We start from the raw sequence: 23900 nt of genomic DNA on the forward strand, positions 1-23900 counted from the left end.
GACTGACGATTTGGTATGTTTTTCTAATAGGGAATCGAGAGAATTGGCGAAACTATCCATGACCTTTTGCGTCTAATATTTAGTTGCTTGGCTTAGATGGTAGAAAGACAGAGTTTGGAATACGGAGAGGAGTTACCAACATGAGAGCGCAAAGGATAGTGACGCTGCTCACGGCCACGACCATGGCCTGGGGAGCTTTTGTTCCGTTTGTGCCGTTTGCGACCAATGTCGCACACGCCAGAGCGGAAACCAGTGCATTGAATATGATGTGGCAAACCCCAATTGGTGAGGGGACCACTTTGCAGAAATATACGAAATCATTTGCCAATCAAGTAGTCACGATCATGGTAACCAAGGTTGATCTGAATAATCCTTACGTTGAGGTCAAACCGGTATACGGAACGAAAGGCAAGCTGACAGACAGGCAGACGGTTACACAAATGGCGCGTGAAACCGGAGCTGTAGCAGCGATCAATGCCGATTTTTTTAACATGTCCAAGCGGGGAGCGCCGTTTGGTATTGTCATGAAAGACGATGAACTCATATCTTCCATGGGCTTGGTCTCCTACTGGTACGCGCTGGGCTTGACTGGAGACAAGATGGCCATCGTCGACAAGTTTGGCTTTGGCGGCAAGGTTACTGCTCCTAATGGCGCTACCTATTCGATTCAGGGTGTCAACAAGGAAGAGTACAACCCGAGTGATTCACGAAAAAGTCACCAGAACCAATTGAACGTCTATACCCCTTCCTTTGGCAAAACCAGCTTGGGGACGATACCGGGCTACAAAGATGTCGTCGAGATTCTGTTTGTAGACAACGTAGCCAAAGAAGTTCGTGTGAATCAACCTGGCGTATACATACCTTACAACGGCTATGTCCTTTGGGGACATGGAGCAGCAGGAGCATTCCTCAAACAAAACTTCCCAGTAGGCGCTACTGCAGTGGTTGAGTACCAAACGACACCACAGACACTCAACCTAAAGCAAGCGGTAGGCGGCAATGTGATTTTGGTTGATCAAGGGAAAGCGCTCACTTCCTTTCAAGCGGACAAGTCCATCATCAACAAGACGGCACGCACATCGGTCGGAGTTTCCCAGGACGGGAAGACCTTGTACATGGTCACGATCGATGCGAGCCAAGGCGTTTATTTGGACGAGCTGGCAAAAATCATGGCGGAGCTCGGCTCTTATCGGGCTGTAAACTTTGACGGTGGCGGCTCTACGACCATGGCAGCTCGCATGCTGGGTGAGACACACGCCAATCTGGCGAATAAGCCGAGCGGCGGTGCTGAGCGTCGCGTACCTACTGGACTGGCCGTATACAACACGGCACCTGCTGGAGAGTTGAAAGGCTTCCAAATCGATGTACCGGCAGATGTGCTTATCGGACAATCTATCCCGCTCAGCGCATCCAAAGGTTATGACGTTCATTACCTGCCGTATGCGATCAATGCAGGCGATGTGAGTTGGGATGCTAGTCAGTCCGAAGCGGGCTCCGTAAATGGCAAGCACTTCACACCAGCTCGCTCCGGCAAGATCACATTGACTGCGCGATTGGGCAATGTGACGCAAAATAAAGACATTCAAGTCATTTCCGGAAACGATGTTCAGCAAATCATCGTTTCCCCGAATCCGATCACGATTGCACCGGGACAGTCCCTTCATCTCGATGTCAAAATCAAAACGAAAAAGGGCTCAACCGTACAAGCGACGCCACTTAGCGTAAAAGCGAGTGTCGATTCTTCTGTAGCGACGATTAACGACAATCTGCAACTGGTAGCAAGCAATGAGCCAGGTAACGGAAACCTGACGATTACGTATGATGGCGTGGCGACAACCGTACCATTTGCCGTTGGACAATTTGAGCAGCCATGGCTCACGTTCGATAATCAGGCTGGCATGTACCATGCGGCAAATCCATCCAGCATCAGTTCGGCTGGTTCGTTCGCGCTCGTCTCCGATCAGACATTCCGCACGAAAAAGGCAGCGAAGCTGGTGTACAACTTCTCTGGAGCACCAGCGAATAACATGCGGATTTCGTACGGCGTTCTGGGAGCGAAACCTGTGACCATCCCTGGCAAGCCGCTCGGATTGGGATTGTGGGTCAATGGTGACAACAGCGGACATTGGCTCCGTGCAGAAGTAGTCGATGCAAACGGCAAGCCAGTCTACGTCGATCTGGCAAAAGAGATCAATTGGACAGGCTGGAAGCAAGTGAAAGGCTACTTCCCGAGCAATGTTGCCTATCCATTGCAACTGAAGAGTGTGTATGTCGTTGACCAAGCCAATGATGGCATTACACATGACAAAGGAACACTGTACATGGACGAATTCTCGCTCCTCTTGGGCAACCAGTCAGGTCAACCAAGCGATGTAGCCGTTGTCCCTGAACTGCCAGGCAGCATGTCCCTCGGGGCGGAGCTCGATCTCCATTATTCCTTTGCAAATACTGCATCTTACCTGGATAGTGCGCTGATTGATGTGGAGTCGATCGTGACCCAGCCAATGCCAGGATATGTACCTGCTGATTATTCGTTTACGATTAAACCGGGCGAACTAAAAGCAGGACAAGAGGACGCAATTTCCACTTCGTCGATTCAGTTGACCTTGGCACCGAAGCAATGGCTCGCTGGAAAAGGCGTTGGACTCTTGTACGTAAACCAAGTGAACAATACTTTAGATCCGCTTCTGGGAACCATGAATGCTCAAGGTCAGTGGGTATACGAAGTCAATAGCTACGGCAAGTATATTCCGTACTACTTGGACAATGCAGGTACGAGCAGCGCAGGATTCACAGATATCGCGAAGCATCCCGCCAAGGCAGAAATCACCTACATGGCGGAAAAGGGCTACGTGAAGGGTTTGACGGAGACGACGTTCGGCCCAGAGGTTTCTTTGACAAGAGCACAGTTCGTCACCCTGCTCGCGCGCACTTTTGAATGGGAGCTTCCTTCCTCACCAAAGCTGAAATTTAAGGATAAGGTGCCTTCCTATGCACAAGGTGCTGTACAGGTTGCTGTTTCCAAAGGCCTGGTGAAGGGTTATAACGATAACACCTTCCGTCCGGATCAGCCGGTGACTCGCGCAGAGGCCGCAGTCATTCTCGATCGTCTCGTGAATAAAAAGGGAGCGACGAAAAAGCTCTCCGATAAAGGGACCTGGCCATCCTGGGCAACCACATCCATCAACAACATGGTCGGACTTGGTCTGATTGATCCAGTTGGAGGAAATTATCAGCCGAATAAACCGACGACGAGAGCAGTGTGTGTCGTAGCGCTTTATCGGATCCTACATCAAGTTAAATAGAATCGGAATAAAAAAGGTCAAGCTCCTCTAACGAAGAGGAGCTTGACCTTTTTGAGTTTTAGAAGATATCGATGAGCTGACAAAGCTGGTGAGAAGAAAAAGCGCAGAGCTCGTAGACCTTGACAACGCCTACCTAGTCGGAACTTCCAAAAGGGGACCACGCTTGTCGAACACTTCTTCCTTGAGAACCTTCCGCCCGTAGGGTGGCTTTGGCTCGACGGTCCCCTTTTGGAAGTGGAGACGGACAGTGAATCCCCATTGCGGGCGTGTCAGAGTCGAAGAGAACTGCGCTTTTTCTTCTCCTCCACTATGTTGACTCAAACCAGAAGAGCCTTCTTCGATCTTGCTAATTTTTCAAAGTCGAGAAAAAAGCTTTGCCAAAATAGGTTAACCATTTTAAAATAACGGTTAACAAATATATGTTAACCAAGGTTGTGATTCGGTTGTTAAATAGTTATGCAGAGCTCTCTGCCAAAAACAAGCAATACGTTTGGCATCCCTTCACCCAAATGAAAGACTACGTCGCACAGGAGCCACTGATTATTGCGAGAGGAGAAGGGATCAAGCTGTTCGATGTGAACGGCAAGGCTTATTACGACGGCTTTTCCTCCGTGTGGTTGAACGTCCATGGCCACAATGTTCCCGAGCTGAATCAGGCGATCACAGAGCAGCTCGACCAGATTGCCCACTCTACCTTGCTCGGCATGGCAAACGTCCCATCCATTTTATTAGCGGAAAAGCTGATCCACCTCGCTCCAAAAGGATTGGGCAAGGTCTTTTACTCTGACAACGGGGCAACCGCGGTCGAAATCTCACTGAAAATGGCGTTCCAATACTGGCAAAATCGCGGGCAGACCAATAAGCATTCGTTTATCACGATGAACAATGCCTATCACGGGGATACGATTGGAGCTACCAGTGTGGGAGCCATTCCTCTCTACCATCAGGTCTACAAGCCACTGCTCTTTTCTCCGCATGTCATTCCATATCCTTATCCATACCGGCAAGGCGGCGAAGAAGCAGCCGTTCAGGCCACATTGAGCAGTCTGGAAAGTTTGCTTCGGGAAAGAGCTCATGAGATTGCAGCGATGATCGTTGAGCCTGTCGTGCAGGGAGCAAGCGGCATGATTATCATGCCAGACGGTTGCTTGAAAAAAATCGCGGAGCTGTTGCGTGCCCATGATGTATTGCTGATCGCAGACGAAGTAGCGACAGGATTTGGACGCACGGGCAAAATGTTCGCTTGTGAGCATGATGGGGTCGTGCCAGACATCATGGCGGTTGCGAAAGGGCTAACGGGAGGGTATTTGCCAGTAGCGGCTACCTTAGTAACCGAGCAGATTTATGATGCTTTTTTCGCCGACTATGAGGAACAGAAAACCTTCTTTCATGGACATTCGTTCACAGGAAATCCACTCGGCTGTGCAGTCGCTCTCGCCAACCTGCGGCTGATGGAGGAGCGCGGAGTCGTTCAACAAGTAGCAAAAAAAGCAATCGATTTGGATCAATTGCTAAAGCCACTTCGTGACCTGCCTCATGTAGGAGATATCCGGCAAAAAGGCTTGATGGCGGGAATCGAGCTGGTTCGAGATAAAGAGACCAAGGAGCCTTATCACTGGAATGAGCGGATCGGTGTACGTGTCTGTCAGGTAGCGAGAGAAAAAGGGCTTTTGACACGGCCGTTGGGCAACGTCATCGTTTTTATCCCTCCGCTTGTCTCTACAACCGAAGAATTGGCTGACATGATTCGGATTTTGGCGGAATCGATTCAGGACGTAACGACAGGTGATACGAGGAGTGATTGATATGGCTGATCGCCCCTTTTCCGGATTGTTCATTACAGGAACAGATACAGGGGTAGGCAAAACGGTTGTGACTGCCGGAATCGCATCCGTGTTGCGTGAGACAGGAGTGGACATAGGGGTTTGGAAGCCAGTCCAGTCAGGAGCACGAGCACATGATGAGGGCAGTGACGCTATGTGCTTGAGAGCGTGGAGCGGAGTGACTGACGCGTGTGAGGAGATAGCCCCGCTCTGTTTTGAGGCACCGCTTACCCCTTTTCTGGCTGCGGAAGCAGAGGGGAAAAGCTTGACTATGGAGGAAGTAATCGCTTGCGGGCGCCCTCTGATGGAACGTTATCCGGCACTCCTCGTCGAAGGAGCCGGTGGTCTGCTTGTTCCATTGACTCCAACCGAAACGATGGCGGATCTTGCTGCTCGACTGAATCTGCCAATGCTCATCGTGGCTCGGGCTGGGCTCGGTACGATTAACCATACGCTCTTATCCGTTTGGTATGCACGGGAACTCGGGATCGAGGTTGCAGGTGTCATTCTGAATCAAAACAACTCAGCGGGTGTTATCGATGAGAGTGTCAAAACAAACGCGAGCATGATTGAGAGCTATGGGGGAGTCCCTGTATGGGGCGTACTTCCATGGATCGACCAACCGTTAGGGCGCCAGCAGTTGACACAGCTAATCCACGAATGTGTAGACATCGGACAGTTGTGTCAGTGGAGCCATAAATAAAAAGAAGGAGAGACGAGAAAATGAAGCAAAGCACCTGTCTGGATTGGAAGGAATACGCTCATAAAGCGATTGCCAAAGAAGAGTTTACGCAGGAAGAGGCTATGAAGGTGTTGCAAGCGCCAGATGATCAGCTGCTGCTGGTTATGAACGAAGCTTTTCGCGTCAGAAAGCACTTTTTCGGGAAAAAGGTCAAACTGAATATGATCATCAACGCCAAGAGCGGCCTATGCCCAGAGGATTGCGGTTACTGCTCGCAGTCGATTGTTTCGAATGCTCCTGTATCCAAGTACACGATGCTGGACAAGGAGACATTGCTCGCAGGTGCGCGAGAGGCCATGAATCGAAAGGCAGGTACATACTGTATTGTCGCTTCAGGACGTGGTCCCACGGAAAAAGAGCTGGGCCAAGTCATCGAAGCAGTCAAAGAAATTCGTGAGACGATGCCATTGAAAATTTGCGCGTGTTTAGGGATTTTAAGCGATGAACAAGCAACGCGCCTAAAAGATTCAGGTGTTCACCGCTACAACCATAATCTCAACACGAGTCGTAACCATTACGAAGCGATTACGACAACGCACACGTACGATCAGCGTGTACAGACAGTGGATACCGTGAAAAGAGCAGGGATGTCGCCATGCGCAGGCGTGATTATCGGCATGGGGGAGAGCGATGAGGAGATCGTCGAAATGGCATTTGCCCTGCGCAATCTCGACGCAGATTCCATCCCGATCAATTTTTTAAATGCGATTCAAGGAACCCCGTTGGAGGATAAAGGACGTACCCCGGCAATGAAAGCTCTTCGTGTTCTCGCCTTGTTCCGATTTATTTGCCCGGATAAAGAAATTCGTGTTGCGGGTGGTCGCGAAGTGAATTTGCGCACCTTGCAGCCCCTTTCCTTGTATGCAGCCAACTCGTTGTTCGTGGGCGACTATTTGACGACCCCCGGGCAAGAAATCACGACAGACCATCAGATGATTGAAGACCTCGGGTTTGAAATCGAGCTGTGTGCGCTGTAGGACAGTATCAGTTATGAAGAAGCGCTACAAATGGCTGGAAGAAGAATACGATTCATTGCGCAAACAATCGTTGGCAAGAGAATGGAACACCGTAGAGTCAGCCGGTGATCGCGCAGGCACGTGGATTCAAGTCGAAGGGAAACCATTATTAAATCTGTCATCGAACAACTATTTGGGCTTGGCCCATGATCGACGAATCGTGGAAGCTGGCAAGATGGCGGCAGAGGAGTGGGGGGCAGGAGGAACTGCCTCTCGCCTCGTCCATGGCAACTTCGCGTTGTACGACGAGCTTGAACAACAAGTGGCGGCGTGGAAAGAGAGAGAAGGGGCGCTTGTTTTTGCAAACGGCTATCAGGCAAATACAGGGGTACTTGCAGCGCTTGCTGGAAGAGGCGACGCTGTTTTTAGTGATCGGTTGAATCACGCCAGCATTGTAGATGGGATCGTGCTCAGTCGGGCGGAGCATTTTCGATACAGACATAACGACATGGAACATCTGGAATTTTTGCTGAAAAAGCACCAGGATACAAGACGGAAGTGGATCGTCACGGACAGCATATTCTCCATGGACGGTGATAAAGCCCCTCTTCTTGAATTGGTACAACTGCGAGATCGTTACGATGCCATGCTGATGGTTGATGAAGCCCATGCAGGGGGAGTGCGTGGTGAAGAAGGGCAGGGCTTGTGCCACGAGCTGGGCATCGCCGGACAAGTCGATGTTTTGATGGGGACCTTCAGCAAGGCATTTGGTGTTTATGGGGCATACGTATGCGCAGATGAGATCATCATTCGTTATTTGATGACAAAAGCGCGCTCGCTGGTCTATTCCACAGCTCTGCCCCCTGCGGTGATTGGCTCGAATCTGGCGGCGTTGTCTTTGGTGCAAACAGACTCTTGGCGAAGAAAAGCAGTGAGGCAGAATGCGCTCATGTTTCGCCAGTTGCTTCGCTCACGCGGGTTTACCGTAGACGAAGAAGATACGCCAATCATCCCGCTCACGTTAGTGGAGAATGAATGGACTCTCCAATTTAGCAAAAGGCTTCGGCAGCGAGGGATTGCAGCAGTGGCGATTCGACCTCCTACTGTGCCAGCAGGAACTGCGCGTATCCGTTTTACGGTGATGGCTGCCCATACGCGCGAAGAGCTGGAGTGGGCTTGCGAGCAAGTGAGCGAAATCAGAGACGAGCTTCACAAAGGAGAAACGATATCGTGAGAAAAGTGATGCTGTGGCTAACCGGGTGGGGAATGCCAGATTGCAGCTGGGATGCAGTTCGCTCACAGTTTCCTTCCTATCAGCACATCAGTCCTACTTATTCAGACGTCACGGATTCCTCGCAATTCTTCGAGAGAGTAGAAGAGGAAGTCCGCTCTCTAGCGGTGCAGGAGCTGATTGTAGTGGGGTGGTCTATGGGAGGGATGCTCGGGATACGCCTCGCTGCCCAATACCCGGTCTCAGGACTTGTTTTGATCGGCACCACAGCTCGCTTTACGTGCGAACAGCATGACCTTCGCAAAGGGTGGCATCCTGTTGTTTTGCAAAGGATGAAAAGGCAGCTTTCCGTAGCACGCGAGCGGGTAATGGACGGATTTGTCAAACAGATGCTAACACCAGGAGAGCGTGAACAAACAGATTTGCACGAGAGACTGAATAGCCAGAAGTGGAGTACGGAGGCGTTGATTGCGGGCTTGACCTTTTTAGAAGAAGAGGATTGCCGATCGTCCCTGTCTTCGCTGATTACTCCCACTCTCGTCATTCATGGAACGGAGGATGCTATTTGTTCGTTCGCAGCCGGAGAAGAACTGGCGAGTAGCCTTGCAGGTGCCCATTTCGTGCAAATTCCTGACTGTGGTCATGCTCCGCATGTATTTGTTCCGGAGGTTGTAGGAGAATCGCTAAAGAGGATGGTGGAGCAGCTTGCAAAAGAGGGCAATCAGCAGCCGATTTAGTGAGAAGGCTGTCTCATACGAAAAATACGCACTCGTGCAAAAGAAGATGGCCGACCATTTGAGCCAAATGGTTACAGAGATAGCGAACGAGAACGAGGTGCGAAACATTGTAGAGGTTGGCTGTGGGACAGGGAGGTTAACCCGCGTTATTCGCAGCCATTTTTCTGCTGCCCATTACGAAGCAATAGAGATTGCATCAGGCATGTTGGAGCAGGCGAAGAACAATCTGGAGCAGCACGGCCTGAGTTGTTCGTTTTCTCAAGCCGATGCTGAAGAATGGGTTTGGGAACAACAGGCGAAGTCAAAGGATTTGATCGTTTCAGGAGCGTGTTTTCAGTGGTTTGCCAAGCCAGCGCATACGCTAAAAGGATTGGGAAGAATCCTGAAGACTGGAGCACCTTTGGTTTTTTCAACATTTGGACCCGATACTTTTTGGGAGCTGCATGATTCGTTTGCGAATGCTCATGCGATTTTGGGGGAAAAGGGTGTACGCCATGGCTTGGAGTTTCTCTCTGCACGTGATTGGCGCGAGCAATTGGAGCAAGCAGGATTTACGGATATAGAGATCATAAGGAAATATGAACGGCTAACTTACCCGGGAGTACGGGATTTCTTGCATGCCGTGAAAGCGGTGGGCGCCAGTGCAAGTATGGAGCAAGGAAGCGGTATTGGGCGCAGAAGACTCCTTGCAGAAATGATTCGTTACTATGAGCAGACGTATAAAAGAGAGACGGGCATCCCTGTCACCTACGAAGTTATTTACGTTCGTGCAGTTTCATCTATGTAGTGTGTTTTCAATAATTTTTGTTATAGAAATGAGAATGGTTATCAAATAGAATGAATAGAAGAACGATGGGAGGGCTATCAAGGAGTTGACTGTGGGACAATGAACGTAGATGATCATATTTTTCTATGGAACCAGGCAAGTGTCCGATTACATGATGTACGGCATATCGTCATGCGAGCCGGAGAGAAGCTGCGATCCTACCAATTGCCGGCCAGTGCCTTTCTATTTTCGGTGAGAGGCAGTGGTCTGATTCGGCTTGACGGGAATGTGCATGCTATCAAGAATTGCTATATTACCCATGCTGGCAAAGGTACTTACGTGGATATTGAGGAAATAAAGGATGAGCTGGAATACTATCTGATTTTATACAAAGCTCATTTGCCGTTTCCTTGCCGGCAGGAGCTGCTACGTTTACTGGAGAAAACACAACCTTTTCACATCCAATACGGCTTTACTCCCATGCATCAGGCAAACGTATTTGTCGCAATATCACGTATGCAGCAAGCATGGAATCAGAACGGCAACCTGGACAAGCTGCGAGCCAAGGCTTTGCTTTATCAACTCGTATGTGAGCTAATGGCACAGATGCAGTCGCAAGGAATCGGGGTAACGGTACCGAATTTGGTCGTTCAGGCCGTCAGGTATATCGAGGAGCATTATGCAGAGACTTTCACGCTCGAGGATCTTTCCACGCTCTTAAACTGCAGCCCCCGATCCCTGCAACGCACCTTTAAAGCCCAACTAGAGGTCGGCCCTATCGACTATTTGATCCAAGTGCGCATTCAAAAAGCGCAGGAACTACTGCGTCAAACGAATTTGGGACTAAAAGAGGTAGCGGAATCAGTAGGTTATGCAGACAGCTATTATTTCAGTCGGATTTTTAAGAAATATACAGGCTTCTCCCCTTCTATGTATAAGGAAAATCCGCTGACATCGGAAATTCGTCGCCAAAGTCCATCACTCTTGTCGCGATATTCCATTGCTGGTCAAAAGCTGTGGAAATATAATGATCACATTGAAAATGAAAATCAAAATCATCCGCATTCAAGAGATGGAGGAGCCGTACCGATGTATAAGAGCACAAAAGCGATGCTGGCGCTGAACCTGATGCTGAGCCTTACCTTGCTGCTGGGAGCCTGCTCAGGTGGCGGTACGAATACTAGTAATTCTGGAAGTACAGCAACAGGCGCCTCAAAACAGGTAGCGACACAGTCGAATACTATGCAACCTAGCGCGAATCAAGAAGTGAAGAAAAGTGAGACGCGTACTATCAAGCACATGAAAGGCGAGCTGACGCTTGATTTTAAACCAGTCAGAATCGCTGTGCTGGATACGCAATACGCAGATCAAATGCTGGCCTTGGGCGAGCTGCCTGCGGGAAGTGTGATTACAACGGGGGATGGAACAAAGTTTCCCGAGTATCTCATGGACAAGCTAAAAGATGTACATGTACTAGGGACAAAGGACGAGCCAAATTCGGAAGCGGTCGTGGCTATGGAGCCTGACTTGATTATTTGCACGGAGTTCCAGGATAAAATCTATGATAACCTGTCCAAAATCGCTCCAACCATCATGTTTGGTCGAAACGAAGACTGGCGGGATACACTGCTTACATTCGGGAAAATTCTCGAAAAGGAACAAGAAGCTGAGAAAATCGTAAAAGACTATCAAGAAAAAACGAACAAATTGAAAGCAGAGCTCGCAACCAAGCTCAAGGGTGAGTCCGTAGCACTTATTCGTCCACGTGATAATGCCATTCGACTGCACACAGTTGAACACCGTACGGCTGCTATCTTGTATTCCGATTTGGGACTGACTCCTCCCAAGCCAGCGATGGATAAATCTGATACAGCTACGATGATTTCTCTGGAAGTGCTGCCAGAGGTAAATGCCGATCACTTATTTGTCGTAACGGACAAAGCGAATCAAGCATTAACGGACGAATTCAAAAACAGCTCCATTTGGAAGGGGCTAAAAGCAGCCAAGGAAAATAAGGTGTACGAGGTAAACACAACCGTTTGGATTGCCTATTACGGCCCGATTGCCATCAACAATATCGTCGATGAAATTGCAGAAGCGCTTCTATAAATCATACAGACCGTCACTCGCTCTCCTAAGAGCAGTGACGTTTTTTTATAAATTGGAAAAGAAAGCGATTTCTTGGCAGGAATTATCACAAAAAGATGGAATCTTAAGAAGGTTGCCTATCCTGTGTATTCGAGGGGTGTGTGGAAGATGAGTCAAAGAGAAATCGTCATTGCGAGTGCTGTGCGCACTGCTATAGGTAGCTTTCAAGGAACGCTTGCAGGTGTCAGCGCGACAAAGCTGGGCGGGATTGTACTGGAAGCAGCCCTGGAGCGTGCTGGTGTTTCCAAAGATGCGGTCGATGAAGTGATTATGGGGAACGTACTGTCAGCAGGCTTGGGTCAAAACCCGGCGCGCCAGGCTTCTATTCACGCGGGCCTTGCTCATGAGGTTCCCTCCCTGACAATCAACAAGGTTTGTGGTTCAGGTCTAAAAGCCGTTCATCTGGCTGTGCAGTCAATCCTTGCAGGTGAGGCAGAAGTTGTCTTGGCTGGTGGGATGGAGAATATGAGCCAGGCACCATATTTAATGGAAGGTGCACGCTCAGGCTACCGAATGGGAGACCAGAAAGTAGTAGACTCCATGATTCGCGACGGACTGTGGTGTGCTTTCAACGACTACCACATGGGCATTACAGCGGAGAACCTTTGCACCAAATACGAAATTGGACGCGAAGAGCAGGATGAATTTTCAGCGTGGAGCCAGGAAAAGGCTCAGCAAGCGCTCGCTAGTGGTCGTTTTCAGGAAGAAATCGTACCGGTTCCGATCCCGCAACGCAAGGGTGATCCGGTGCTGTTTGCCGTAGACGAATTCCCGCGTGCTGGTGTGACAGCCGAAGCACTAGGCAAACTGAAGCCTGCATTTAAAAAGGATGGAACTGTGACTGCTGGGAATGCATCTGGCATCAATGATGGAGCAGCGGCTCTATTGATTATGACACGCGAAAAGGCAGAAGAGCTGGGTGTGAAGCCTCTCGCCCGTATCGTAGCCAATGCGAGTGCAGGTGTTGATCCGAGCATCATGGGGTACGGTCCAGTTCCTGCGACCAAACGCGTACTGGAAAAAGCGGGTCTGTCGATTGCTGATATAGACTTGATCGAAGCAAATGAAGCTTTTGCCGTCCAATCGCTGTCTGTTGGCAAAGCACTAGGCTTTGATCGCGAGAAGCTGAATGTCAATGGCGGAGCCATTGCTTTGGGACATCCAATTGGTGCGAGTGGCGCGAGAATCTTGGTCACGCTCGTGCATGAATTGCAAAAGCGCGAAGGGGTAAAATATGGGTTAGCTACCCTTTGCATCGGCGGTGGACAAGGGGTCTCTACAATTGTCGAGAAAATTTAAATTTTAAAATGTGAACGCTTTGTGTACAGACTGAGCCGAACGTTGACAAAGGGAATAATTCTTCGTTAATATGAATGAGGGCAAAGGGGCACTTGACACCAGCCCTCTCCTTATGTATGAAAGGAGAATGTTACTCTGTGTCGAAATTGGATAATCCGTGGCGAGCGATCACGTTGGTCACCCTGATCGGTGTCGATATGGCCGTTTGCGTGATTTCGGGAGTCCTTCTGGGAAAATACCTGGATGGCTTTTTCTCAACCAATCCGCTTTTTTTGATGGTTGGACTGCTCGCGGGATTAGGAATAGGCGTGTACAGCGTCTACCGCATCGTTCGCGGTTACCTCTAGGGAGATGGAACATGCAAACGTTTTCTTCGGCAATGCGATCCACGTTTCGCTATGCCTTTTTCTGTATGGCAACGGCCTCGATACTCTGGGCGGTGTTGCCATCGTATCGTTTCTTTTTACAAAGCCTCCTGCTTGGGATGGTCTGCAGTTTGGTGAATGGCACGGTCCTATTCAGCAAAACCTGGCGTATTGGTCAGATGGCTGTTGATCCAAATGTCCGGCCAAAAGGAACTGGAATGTTGCAGCGACTGGCTGTGGCAGGCTTTGCAGTTTTTTTGACAATGCGTTTTCCTCATTTGTTTGGAATCGGTGGCGTGTTGATAGGTTTATTCCTCTTTCAGATTCTCAGTTTCCTATTTGTGTATCGCTCCTTTAAATAGATAGTAGATATTTTTTCTTTACACGTACGTAAGCAATAGACTCGCGCGGAAGAAAGGGGTGAAATACATGCATTATTCTCTGCGGTTTGAATGGTTGGGCATGGTATTTGACATCTCCACTATTCTCATGATTTTGGTTACCTCTCTGGTGGTGCTTTTGCTGTGTATCGGGATGACCCGCAACCTGACCTCCGCAACTCCAAGCGGCGCGCAAAACGTGATGGAATGGATTGTGGACTTCGTTACCGGCATTACAAAAAGCTACATCACACCGAAGAAGGCTGCGGGCTTTGTCTCGCTGGCACTCACTTTGTTCCTTTACATTTTCCTTGGAAACCAACTGGGTCTCGTATTTAACGTAAACACGGCTCACCACAACGGTCCTGACCATCAAGTAAGTGAAAAGGTTAAAGACATGTTGACGGCTTCCACGAATGAACAAATGAAGCAACAAAAGATGGCCAAGCTTGAAGAAGAGCTGAACTCTACCGATCCATCCTCGCATGGCGTTGTCATTGGCTGGTGGAAATCGCCAACAGCGACTCCTAGCGTAACTTTCGCTCTGGCGTTCATCGTTCTTCTCTACGCTCACTATCTGGGCATCAAGAAGAGCTTCGGCGGATGGTTGAAACATACGTTCCTGAACCCGATTCACATTCTGGAGGAGTTCATCATCAAGCCGTTGACGCTGCCTTTGCGTCTATTCGGTAACATCTTTGCGGGTGAGGTTTTGATTGCCTTCCTGCTTGGTGTTGGGATCTTCGGAAGCATTCCGTTGTTCCTGTGGCTGGGCTACTCAGTGTTCGTCGGTTCCGTACAGGCATTCATTTTCACAACGCTGGCGATGGTTTACTTGTCACAGCAGGTGAATGAAGAACACTAATTTTGTGCTTACCCGATTTTATCTTCGCTTTTAAACACTAAGGAGGTTTTTAAACAATGGAAGGTTTGGCTCTTGCAATTGGTATCGTATTTGGTCTGGCTGCTCTTGGCGCAGCGATTGGTAACTCTTTGGTAATCTCTCGTACAATTGAAGGCGTAGCTCGTCAACCAGAAGCACGTGGTAGCCTGATGGGTCTCATGTTCCTGGGTCTTGGTCTGGTAGAGGCAGTTCCGATCATCGCTGTAGCGATCGGTTTCATTCTCTTCGGTCGCCTGTAATCAGCGAGCATTTAGTAACAATAGGCGGGCACTTGATACCCGCCTATATTTTTGACAAAGACAATTAATAACCTTGATGATACATCTTTCTTTTCGCAGGAAGGAGTGAAACGAATGCTCGACTTTGGAGCGGTATCCCTGGAATGGGGAACGCTGTTAACCCAGGCAATTGTGTTCTTGTTGTTGTTGCTGCTTGTTCGTAAATTAGCTATGGGCCCGATCGTAGGGATCATGGAAAAACGTCGTCAGCATATCGAAAGTCAAATCTCCTCGGCTGAGAAGAACCGCACTGAAGCGGAAGCTCTTCTGGCTGAGCAACGTCGCGTGCTGGATGAAGCGCGTGCAGAATCGAAAGCAATCATTGACCGCGCTACAAAGCAAGCGTCTGATGAAGCAACCAAAATCGTGACAGAAGCACAAGCTGCATCCGAGCGTATGAAAGCGGAAGCAAGCGCTGAACTGGCACGCGAAGTGGAAAAAGCAAAACTCGAACTGCGTGAGCAAATGACCAGCCTGTCCGTGCTCTTGGCTTCCAAGATCATCGAGAAAGAACTGGACGAAGCAGCTCAAAAATCTACTGTTGACAAATTTCTCGCACAAGTGGGAGATCGCCTATGAGTAGCGCAGTAGGTAAACGTTATGCTCGTGCCCTCTTTGAAGTAGCGAGTGAACGTAGCAAGATTGATCAGGTAGAAGCTGACCTGGGTGCGATCGTGGAAGCGGTTGAAGGCAATGAAGATCTGAAAAAGATCATGCTGCACCCGCACATCGCAGCAGATGCGAAAGCTACGCTCGCTGACGAATTGTTCAAAAGCCATGTAGGGGAAGAAACCTTTAATTTTCTGAACGTCCTGATTGAGAACGGACGCGAAGTTGATCTGGTTGATATCTACCGTTCTTTTGTACAACTGGCGAACGAAGCTCGTGGATTTGCAGATGCGATTGTGACAAGTGCAAAGCCGCTTTCTACTGAAGAGCAAAATGAGCTGGCTGAGAAGTTCGGTCAAACGCTGAATAAAAAGCTGCGTATGACAGCAGTCGTAGATCCAGCGATTCTCGGCGGCGTTATTATCAAAATTGGCGACCGTCTGTACGATGGCAGCCTGAAAACGAAGTTGGAAACCTTTGCGCAAAAAGCGTAAAGTTCGATGGCTTTTAAGAAGTTGGATGAATGGGGTGAATTAAGTGAGTGCAATCAGACCAGAAGAGATTAGCTCCCTCATTAAAGAGCGGATCGCTAACTTTAAATCTGAAATCGAAGTTGTGGATGTAGGCACAGTCATCCAAGTAGGTGACGGTATTGCTCGTGTTCACGGTTTGGAAAAGGCCATGCAAGGGGAGCTTCTCGAGTTCCAAAATGGCGTAATGGGTATGGTACTCAACTTGGAAGAAGATAACGTGGGTGTCGTTATTATGGGACCTTTCCGCGACATTAAGGAAGGCGATACTGTAAAACGTACCGGCCGCGTTATGGAAGTTCCAGTAGGGGAAGCGCTGCTCGGCCGCGTTGTTAACCCACTGGGTCAACCAATCGATGGTCAAGGCCCTATCGCAAATGACGGTTTCCGTCCAATCGAGAGCCCAGCTCCTGGCGTTATGGCGCGTAAATCCGTACACGAGCCACTCCAAACAGGTATCAAAGCGATTGACGCGATGATTCCAGTTGGTCGTGGACAGCGTGAGTTGATCATTGGTGACCGCCAAACTGGTAAAACAGCAGTGGCGCTCGACACGATCATCAACCAAAAAGGTAAAGACATGATTTGTATCTACGTTGCAATCGGTCAAAAGCAATCCACCGTTGCAAACATCGTAGAAACTCTGCGTAAAGCAGGGGCTCTGGATTACACAATCATCGTTTCTGCTACTGCGTCTGACCCAGCTCCTATGTTGTACCTGGCTCCATATACAGGTGTAACAATGGGTGAGTACTTCATGTACAAAGGCGGACACGTTCTGTGCGTATACGATGACCTGTCCAAACAGGCTGCTGCATACCGCGAAATGTCCCTCTTGCTCCGTCGTCCTCCAGGTCGCGAAGCATATCCTGGTGACGTATTTTACTTGCACTCCCGCTTGCTGGAGCGCGCTGCGAAACTGTCTGATGATCTGGGCGCTGGTTCTATTACGGCTCTGCCATTCATCGAAACCCAAGCGGGTGACATTTCCGCATACATTCCAACCAACGTGATCTCCATCACGGACGGTCAGATCTTCCTGGAGACAGACTTGTTCAACGCAGGTCAACGTCCAGCGGTTAACACCGGTCTTTCCGTATCCCGTGTAGGTGGTTCCGCGCAAATCAAGGCGATGAAAAAGGTAGCAGGTCCACTCAAGCTCGAGTTGGCTCAATACCGTGAGTTGGCTGCGTTTGCTCAGTTCGGTTCCGATCTGGACAAAGCGACCCAAGCTCGTCTGACCCGTGGTGAGCGCTTGATGGAAATCATGAAACAAGGTCAGTTCGATCCAATGCCTGTTGAGAAGCAAGTTGCTTCTATTTATAGCGCTACAAGAGGTTACCTGGATGACATTCCAGTAGCAGAAGTGCGCCGCTTTGAGAAAGAGCTGTTGTCTTTCTTGGATTCCAACAAACCGCAACTGTTGGAGCACATCCGCACAACGAAAGACCTTCCAGATGAAAAAGAATTCAACGCAGCGATCGAAGAGTTCAAAAAAGGCTTTTCGGTAACTCGCTAATCGTTAACCTGATAGACATCAGATGCATGCCGGGCGATTTGCCCGTGCATGCGTCCTCAAGGTGGTGAAAACGAGTGGCTAAAGGAATACGTGAGATTCGACGCAGTATCAAAAGTAAAAAAGATATGCGCCAAATCACGAAAGCGATGAAAATGGTGGCAGCTGCAAAGCTTCGCCGTAACCAGGATAAAGCTGAGGCGGCACGCCCGTATGCTGACAAGATCCAAGAAGTGATCGCAAGCATCGCGAGTGGGACCTCTGGTTCCAAACATCCAATGTTGCAAAATCGTCCGGTGAAAAAGACTGGTTATATTGTCATCACTTCCGACCGTGGACTTGCTGGGGGTTACAATGCCAACATTCTCCGTAAAGTGGTAAATACCATCAACGAGAAGCACAAGTCCAAGGATGAATACGGTATTTTTGTGATTGGCCGCAAAGGTCGTGACTTCTTCAGCAAACGGAACTACCCGCTTTTGGAGGAAGTAACAGGTCTGCCAGTCAGCCCAGCCTTTGCTGATATCAAGAAAATTGCCGGTGCAGCAGTCCAAATGTTCGAGAATGAGCAGATTGACGAACTGTACCTGTGCTACAACAAGTTCCAAAGTGCAATTTCGCAAATACCTACCGTAAAACAATTGCTCCCATTGGAAGCTCCCGAGAGCAACAATGCGCGCACAATGAATTACGAGTATGAGCCGTCCTCGGAAGAAGTATTGGCGGACCTGTTGCCGAAATATGCGGAAACACTGGTTTACAGTGCACTTCTTGAAGCAAAAGCTTCCGAAGAAGGTTCCCGTATGACTGCAATGGGCAACGCGACAGACAATGCTACGGATATGATCAACCGTTTAACGTTGAGCTACAACCGTGCTCGTCAGGCTGCCATTACACAAGAGATTTCCGAGATCGTTGCAGGTGCAAACGCACAGGCTTAGTGGCAGCGAATAGCTCCCAATTTAGCTTTACAGGAGGGAAGAAGTAAGATGGCGAATGGACGCGTGGTTCAGGTAATGGGTCCGGTTGTTGACGTCGAGTTCGACCGCGGACACCTGCCTGCCATTTACAATGCGATCAAGATTCAACATAAAGCACAAAGCGCTGGTGAGCGCGACATCGACTTGACTGTTGAGGTTGCTACTCATTTGGGCGATAACTTGGTTCGTACCGTTGCAATGTCTTCCACTGACGGTTTGGTTCGTGGTATGGAAGCAGTTGATACCGGTGCAGCTATCTCCGTTCCAGTGGGTGCAGTAACCCTCGGACGCGTATTCAACGTATTGGGTGAGCCGATCGACCTGCAAGAACTCGGTCAAGTAGATCGTCGTGACCCAATTCACCGTAAAGCTCCTGAGTTCGTAGACCAAGCAACAACTGTTGAGATCCTGGAAACAGGTATCAAAGTTATTGACCTCTTGGCTCCGTACATCAAGGGTGGTAAGATCGGTCTGTTTGGTGGTGCGGGTGTAGGTAAAACCGTTACTATTCAAGAGCTGATCAACAACATCGCGCAAGAGCACGGTGGTATTTCCGTATTCGCAGGTGTAGGTGAGCGTACCCGTGAAGGTAACGACCTGTACCACGAGATGAAAGACGCAGGCGTTCTGCCGAAAACCGCGATGGTATTCGGTCAGATGAACGAACCGCCTGGTGCACGTCTTCGTGTAGCGTTGACTGGTCTGACTATGGCGGAATACTTCCGTGATGAAGAAGGCCGCGACGTTCTTCTCTTTGTTGATAACATCTTCCGCTTTACTCAAGCGGGTTCGGAAGTTTCTGCTCTCTTGGGCCGTATGCCATCTGCGGTAGGTTACCAGCCAACACTGGCTACCGAAATGGGTCAGCTGCAAGAGCGTATTACCTCCACGAAAAAAGGTTCCGTAACGTCCATTCAAGCGATCTACGTACCAGCGGATGACTACACTGACCCGGCTCCTGCTACTACGTTTGCTCACTTGGACGCTACAACGAACCTGGAGCGTTCCATCGCTGAGTTGGGTATCTTCCCTGCGGTAGACCCACTCGCATCCACTTCCCGTGCTCTGGCTCCTGATGTAGTTGGCCAAGAACACTATGACGTGGCTCGTGGCGTTCAAAAAATCCTGCAACGTTACAAAGAACTGCAAGATATCATCGCGATTCTCGGTATGGACGAGCTGAGCGACGACGACAAGCAAGTAGTTGGACGCGCACGCCGCATTCAACGTTTCTTGTCCCAGTCCTTCCACGTTGCCGAGCAGTTCACTGGTAACCCAGGCCAATACGTGCCATTGAAAGAAACCGTTCGCAGCTTCAAGGAAATCCTCGAAGGTAAGCATGACCACCTGCCAGAGGGCGCGTTCCTGTACGTAGGTACAATTGAAGAAGCGGTAGAAAAAGCGAAGAAAATGGCGTAAGACACCCTGGAAAGGGGAGACGAGTAAGTGAGTAAGATGACAGTTGAAGTCGTAACTCCTGAACGGGTTGTCTACAGCGGTCAGGCTGAAATGGTGATTGCTCGCGGCTTGCAAGGGGAAATCGGTATTATGCCGAACCACATGCCGTTGGTAACCCCGCTGAAAACAGCGCCAGTTCGGATTAAGACAGAAGGCGATAAAGAAGTAAAGATGGCTGTAAGCGGCGGCTTCATGGAAGTGCGCGGCGATAAAGTGACCATCCTTGCTGAAACGGCTGAATTGCCGGGAGACATCGATGTTGAACGCGCGAAGGCAGCGAAAGAGCGTGCTGAAAAGCGTTTGGCTGAGAAATATGCCGAGCTCGACGTCAAGCGTGCAGAACGCGCGCTGCAACGTGCAATGGCACGTATCGACGTAGCGAAGTAAAGCGTAAGCTTGCTATCCCCGCGCCCATGTGGCTGCGGGGATTTTTCGGTTATAGGGCAATGAATGATGAGTCATGGAATTCGGGCATGATATTTCCAGTTGGTAATTGCCTAATGTTTCTGTGTATAATAGACCTAATGCCCTGCCGACGAGCTACGTTAGCATGAAAAATAGCGGGAAAAAGCGGCATTGGCTATTGGGATTAAAGGAGAGTGTAATTGATGCAAACCATTCGCGATATCCGCCACAATCAAGATGGCGTAGTGATTCCTAGCAGCTATGCGGCTAATGGCTGGACAAGCGTGCTATCTCATGAAATGAATGTTCTTTTCCAAGCAATGTGCTATGTAGTAACGAATCATGAGTCCAAAGAAGAGATGAGAAAAGCTCTGGACGAGTTCGATGCATTGAAAGACACATTCACCGAGCCTGTTCAAGAAGGGTTTAAGTCTGAAGAGGATTTTAAAGGCTATGTAAACCTTTTGAACAGATTCAAAGCGTTTATGAGCCGTTCCGATTATGCGTATCCGACATCTCTTGACGAAGCGATTGAGCTTTTTGTGAAGTGGGGTCTGGTAATCGATAATGGAGATGCTTGGGATGTACCGGTATATCCATTCCCAGATGCATCTGAGTTGTTCAAGCTGAGAGAAGAAGAAGCTCTTGCGTTGGCTCATATTAAACTGGAGGCATTGGTTCATCCGATGTTTAGCCGTCTCGTGATGAAGCTGCACGAGCATGAAGAAAATACGTTCAGCATGTCCAAAGCAGAAATGAAGCAATTGCTGAACACCAATGACGAGATGCTGGCAGAGGTTCTGATCAAGCTGACTCCATATATGGAAGATGCGATTGAAAATATGCTGGAAATCCCAGAAGACGAGAAGATGAACTTCACGATTGTATGGGAGCGTATTTACGAGGACTTCCTCGGACAGCAATTTTCAAACAACGTTCAATAATTAAGAGAATAAGGGAACCAGACGGGCATATTCGTTTGGTTATCATACTATGCTGGAAAAACTCAGGGAGAAATCTCTGAGTTTTTTCCCTTTATATGGGATAAAAGGAAGGCTTTCGTTAGACACCCTATTGGCAATTTGCTATAATGATAAAGGTATTTTTTTCTAGCAGTACTGGTTCAAAAGACACTTTTGAACAACCCCTAGCAGTATCGATAAGCGACAGCGTTCATACCTACACCTTTGATGCTGCGAGCAGTACCCTTTTGAGGGAGTCTCGACTTCTTCTGGAGGACAGCGCAAGACGATTCATACCTTTCTCAAGAGCGGAGGGAACGTGGGTGAGTGACATCTATACCAACAATTATGTGATTGTCGCGATCTTTTTGATTCTTGGTGTGCTGTTGCCCGTAGCTACAGTCAGTTTTGTTGGTCCATTACTTCGTCCAAAGAAACCGACACGGGAGAAGCAAACTACTTATGAAAGCGGTAACATCCCTGTTGGTGACAGTTGGGTGCGTTTCAACGTGAAGTATTACATCTTTGCTCTCATGTTTGTCATCTTTGATGTAGAAACACTCTTTCTGTATCCGTGGGCCGTCGCTTACAAAGAACTGGGGCTCTTTGCCTTAGTCGAGATGGTCATCTTTATATCCTTGCTTATCATAGGATTGATTTACGCGTGGAGAAAGAAGGTGCTAGAATGGAACTAGACCTGACAAGCATTGCGCCTGAATTGCAAGAGGAATTGAATCGTAACGTCATGTTCACGACATTGGAAACAGTGAAGGGATGGGTTCGCAGCAACTCGTTGTGGCCATTAACCTTTGGCTTGGCCTGTTGCGCAATCGAGATGATGGGAACGGGTGGAGCGCGTTATGACCTCGACCGGTTTGGCGTTATTTTTCGAGCATCCCCGAGACAATCTGATGTCATGATCGTAGCCGGAACCGTCACGAAAAAGATGGCACCACTGCTGCGCAGGCTGTATGATCAAATGCCTGAACCAAAGTGGGTGATTGCCATGGGCTCCTGTGCGACAGCGGGAGGTCCGTACGTGCGCTCATACAGCGTGGTAAAAGGTGTAGACCAGATTGTGCCTGTCGACGTATATATTCCGGGTTGTCCACCTAACCCTGCCGCTTTGATCTACGGAATCAATAAGCTTCAAGAAAAAATCCGTTACGAAGCGAAGACTGGGAAGCAGGTGACCAATCTATGAGCGACGAGAAACGCAAGGCGACGCCGGAGGAAAAGGCAGCGGCAGCGGCTGAAGCCCGTGCCAAGGCAGAAGCTTTGCGAAAATTAAGAGAACAGGAAGCACAGGCTTCCCAAGAGGCGAGTCCAGTGGAGGCATCTCAAGAGCCACAAGAGAAAGTCTCTGCTCCGGAAGCAAAGCCTGTGTCGGAAATGACACCTGAGGAAAAAGCCGCAGCCAAGAAAGCAGCAGCGGCTGAAGCGATTGCCAAGGCAAAAGCAGCAAAAGAAGCAAAAGAAGCTGCGGAAGCGGAAGCCCCAGTTGCCGAACAACAATCAGAAGCAGTTGCTACATCAGCAAAGCCAGTGTCGGAAATGACACCTGAGGAAAAAGCCGCAGCCAAGAAAGCAGCAGCGGCTGAAGCAATTGCCAAAGCAAAAGCAGCGAAGGAACAGGCAGAAGCTGCTCCACCCCCAGCAAAACCTGTGTCGGAAATGACGCCAGAGGAAAAAGCCGCAGCCAAGAAAGCTGCCGCCGCAGAAGCACTAGCCAAGGCAAAAGCAGCGAAGGAAGCAAAAGAAGCCGCAGAAAATGGAGTCAATTCAGCACCAGATGCGGATGCCAAGGCAAAGGCCGCTGCCGCCGCAAAAGCCAAGGCTGCCGCCGCAGCTGCTGCAAAGGCAAAAGCTGCACGTGAAGCAGGCGGCGATGAATCCGGTGATGACGCCAAGGCAAAGGCCGCCGCTGCCGCAAAAGCCAAAGCAGCCGCCGCAGCAGCAGCGAAGGCAAAAGCAGCGCAAGCGACTGGGGATGAGACCCCGGCTGAGGAAGCGCCAAAAGCACCTTCCAAAAACCAGCCCTATCTTGATAAATACGTGTCACGAATTTCCGAAGCATTTGGACAGGAAGTTATCGAGGCCTCTTATATTAACGAGCTTTCAAAGGAAGTTCCGACCCTCACCATTCAAAACGAACGTTGGCATCAAGTTGCCCAATTTTTAAAAGATGACGAGCAATTGAGTTTTGAGTACCTGTCCGATCTTCACGGTGTGGATTATGAGGATCGCCTGGAGGTATACTACCACTTTTATTCCTACAAAAATCGCCAAAGCCTGGCAGTAAAGGTCAAAACGAGCAGAGAAGAGTCAAAGGTTGCTTCTGTAATGGACCTCTGGCATGGCGCAAATTGGAATGAAAGAGAGACTTTTGACCTTTTAGGTATTCATTTCCCGGGACATAAGGATTTACGTCGAATCCTGTTGCCGGATGATTGGGTAGGGTATCCGCTGCGCAAAGATTATGTGCAATACGACGAGGAGGTTTAGC

At 49.3% G+C, this 23900-nt stretch carries 23 protein-coding genes; all 23 read left to right on the forward strand.

All coding sequences use genetic code 11. The features are described 5' to 3' along the window. Window positions 1-140 precede the first annotated feature (140 nt). The 23 genes from C7R94_RS07290 (at window position 141) to C7R94_RS07405 (ending at window position 23899) form a co-directional block, all read left to right on the forward strand. Window positions 141-3305 carry a phosphodiester glycosidase family protein gene (locus tag C7R94_RS07290; protein ID WP_106779489.1) on the forward strand — a complete coding sequence of 1055 codons (3165 nt, stop codon included), beginning with the start codon at window positions 141-143 and terminating at the stop codon, window positions 3303-3305. A gap of 419 nt (window positions 3306-3724) precedes the next feature. Further along, a complete protein-coding gene (gene bioA / locus C7R94_RS07300) occupies window positions 3725-5110 on the forward strand; it encodes an adenosylmethionine--8-amino-7-oxononanoate transaminase (RefSeq protein ID WP_106779494.1) in 1386 nt (461 codons plus the stop codon). A gap of 1 nt (window position 5111) precedes the next feature. Next, window positions 5112-5831, forward strand: coding sequence for a dethiobiotin synthase (gene bioD, locus C7R94_RS07305; protein WP_106779497.1), 720 nt, complete (start codon window positions 5112-5114; stop codon window positions 5829-5831). A gap of 20 nt (window positions 5832-5851) precedes the next feature. Continuing rightward, complete coding sequence (bioB, locus tag C7R94_RS07310; protein WP_106779500.1) at window positions 5852-6847, forward strand: biotin synthase BioB; 996 nt, start codon at window positions 5852-5854, stop codon at window positions 6845-6847. Between the two features lie 13 nt (window positions 6848-6860). Continuing rightward, complete coding sequence (bioF, locus tag C7R94_RS07315) at window positions 6861-8060, forward strand: 8-amino-7-oxononanoate synthase (RefSeq protein WP_106779503.1); 1200 nt, start codon at window positions 6861-6863, stop codon at window positions 8058-8060. Further along, window positions 8057-8794 carry an alpha/beta hydrolase gene (locus tag C7R94_RS07320; protein ID WP_106779505.1) on the forward strand — a complete coding sequence of 246 codons (738 nt, stop codon included), beginning with the start codon at window positions 8057-8059 and terminating at the stop codon, window positions 8792-8794. Before bioF ends, C7R94_RS07320 begins: the two co-directional genes overlap by 4 nt. Then, window positions 8763-9581 carry a malonyl-ACP O-methyltransferase BioC gene (gene bioC / locus C7R94_RS07325; RefSeq protein WP_106779508.1) on the forward strand — a complete coding sequence of 273 codons (819 nt, stop codon included), beginning with the start codon at window positions 8763-8765 and terminating at the stop codon, window positions 9579-9581. Before C7R94_RS07320 ends, bioC begins: the two co-directional genes overlap by 32 nt. A 99-nt stretch (window positions 9582-9680) precedes the next feature. Beyond that, the gene (locus C7R94_RS07330; RefSeq protein WP_106779510.1) at window positions 9681-11669 is read left to right on the forward strand and encodes an AraC family transcriptional regulator; all 1989 of its coding nucleotides are present in this window, start codon (window positions 9681-9683) and stop codon (window positions 11667-11669) included. Window positions 11670-11816: 147 nt separating this feature from the next. Continuing rightward, the gene (locus tag C7R94_RS07335; RefSeq protein ID WP_047069815.1) at window positions 11817-13007 is read left to right on the forward strand and encodes an acetyl-CoA C-acetyltransferase; all 1191 of its coding nucleotides are present in this window, start codon (window positions 11817-11819) and stop codon (window positions 13005-13007) included. A gap of 137 nt (window positions 13008-13144) precedes the next feature. Further along, window positions 13145-13354, forward strand: coding sequence for an AtpZ/AtpI family protein (locus C7R94_RS07340; RefSeq protein ID WP_083995069.1), 210 nt, complete (start codon window positions 13145-13147; stop codon window positions 13352-13354). Window positions 13355-13365: 11 nt separating this feature from the next. Beyond that, window positions 13366-13734: an ATP synthase subunit I gene (locus C7R94_RS07345; protein ID WP_047069813.1), complete on the forward strand. Its 369-nt coding sequence runs from the start codon at window positions 13366-13368 to the stop codon at window positions 13732-13734. A 67-nt stretch (window positions 13735-13801) separates the two neighbouring features. Next, window positions 13802-14617: a F0F1 ATP synthase subunit A gene (atpB, locus tag C7R94_RS07350; RefSeq protein ID WP_106779513.1), complete on the forward strand. Its 816-nt coding sequence runs from the start codon at window positions 13802-13804 to the stop codon at window positions 14615-14617. A 56-nt stretch (window positions 14618-14673) separates the two neighbouring features. Beyond that, a complete protein-coding gene (gene atpE / locus C7R94_RS07355; RefSeq protein WP_015893623.1) occupies window positions 14674-14895 on the forward strand; it encodes a F0F1 ATP synthase subunit C in 222 nt (73 codons plus the stop codon). Between the two features lie 114 nt (window positions 14896-15009). After that, window positions 15010-15513, forward strand: coding sequence for a F0F1 ATP synthase subunit B (gene atpF, locus C7R94_RS07360; protein WP_047069811.1), 504 nt, complete (start codon window positions 15010-15012; stop codon window positions 15511-15513). After that, window positions 15510-16037 carry a F0F1 ATP synthase subunit delta gene (locus tag C7R94_RS07365; RefSeq protein WP_106779515.1) on the forward strand — a complete coding sequence of 176 codons (528 nt, stop codon included), beginning with the start codon at window positions 15510-15512 and terminating at the stop codon, window positions 16035-16037. Before atpF ends, C7R94_RS07365 begins: the two co-directional genes overlap by 4 nt. A gap of 43 nt (window positions 16038-16080) precedes the next feature. Continuing rightward, window positions 16081-17592, forward strand: a complete 1512-nt coding sequence (gene atpA / locus C7R94_RS07370; protein WP_047069809.1) for a F0F1 ATP synthase subunit alpha — start codon at window positions 16081-16083, stop codon at window positions 17590-17592. Window positions 17593-17666: 74 nt separating this feature from the next. Next, window positions 17667-18530: an ATP synthase F1 subunit gamma gene (atpG, locus tag C7R94_RS07375; protein WP_047069808.1), complete on the forward strand. Its 864-nt coding sequence runs from the start codon at window positions 17667-17669 to the stop codon at window positions 18528-18530. A 48-nt stretch (window positions 18531-18578) separates the two neighbouring features. Next, on the forward strand, window positions 18579-19988 hold the full coding sequence (gene atpD / locus C7R94_RS07380) for a F0F1 ATP synthase subunit beta (RefSeq protein WP_047069807.1): 1410 nt from the start codon (window positions 18579-18581) through the stop codon (window positions 19986-19988). 27 nt (window positions 19989-20015) lie between these two features. Then, complete coding sequence (locus C7R94_RS07385; RefSeq protein ID WP_047069806.1) at window positions 20016-20414, forward strand: F0F1 ATP synthase subunit epsilon; 399 nt, start codon at window positions 20016-20018, stop codon at window positions 20412-20414. Window positions 20415-20635: 221 nt separating this feature from the next. Next, on the forward strand, window positions 20636-21376 hold the full coding sequence (locus tag C7R94_RS07390) for a DUF6042 family protein (protein ID WP_106779517.1): 741 nt from the start codon (window positions 20636-20638) through the stop codon (window positions 21374-21376). Window positions 21377-21717: 341 nt separating this feature from the next. Next, a complete protein-coding gene (locus C7R94_RS07395) occupies window positions 21718-22089 on the forward strand; it encodes an NADH-quinone oxidoreductase subunit A (protein WP_047069804.1) in 372 nt (123 codons plus the stop codon). After that, window positions 22080-22598, forward strand: coding sequence for a NuoB/complex I 20 kDa subunit family protein (locus C7R94_RS07400; protein WP_007725455.1), 519 nt, complete (start codon window positions 22080-22082; stop codon window positions 22596-22598). Before C7R94_RS07395 ends, C7R94_RS07400 begins: the two co-directional genes overlap by 10 nt. After that, on the forward strand, window positions 22595-23899 hold the full coding sequence (locus C7R94_RS07405) for an NADH-quinone oxidoreductase subunit C (RefSeq protein ID WP_106779519.1): 1305 nt from the start codon (window positions 22595-22597) through the stop codon (window positions 23897-23899). The genes C7R94_RS07400 and C7R94_RS07405 overlap by 4 nt, the downstream gene beginning before the upstream one ends. Window position 23900 lies beyond the last annotated feature (1 nt).

It is taken from the genome of Brevibacillus sp. NRRL NRS-603 (assembly GCF_003013445.1).
Lineage (GTDB): Bacteria > Bacillota > Bacilli > Brevibacillales > Brevibacillaceae > Brevibacillus > Brevibacillus formosus.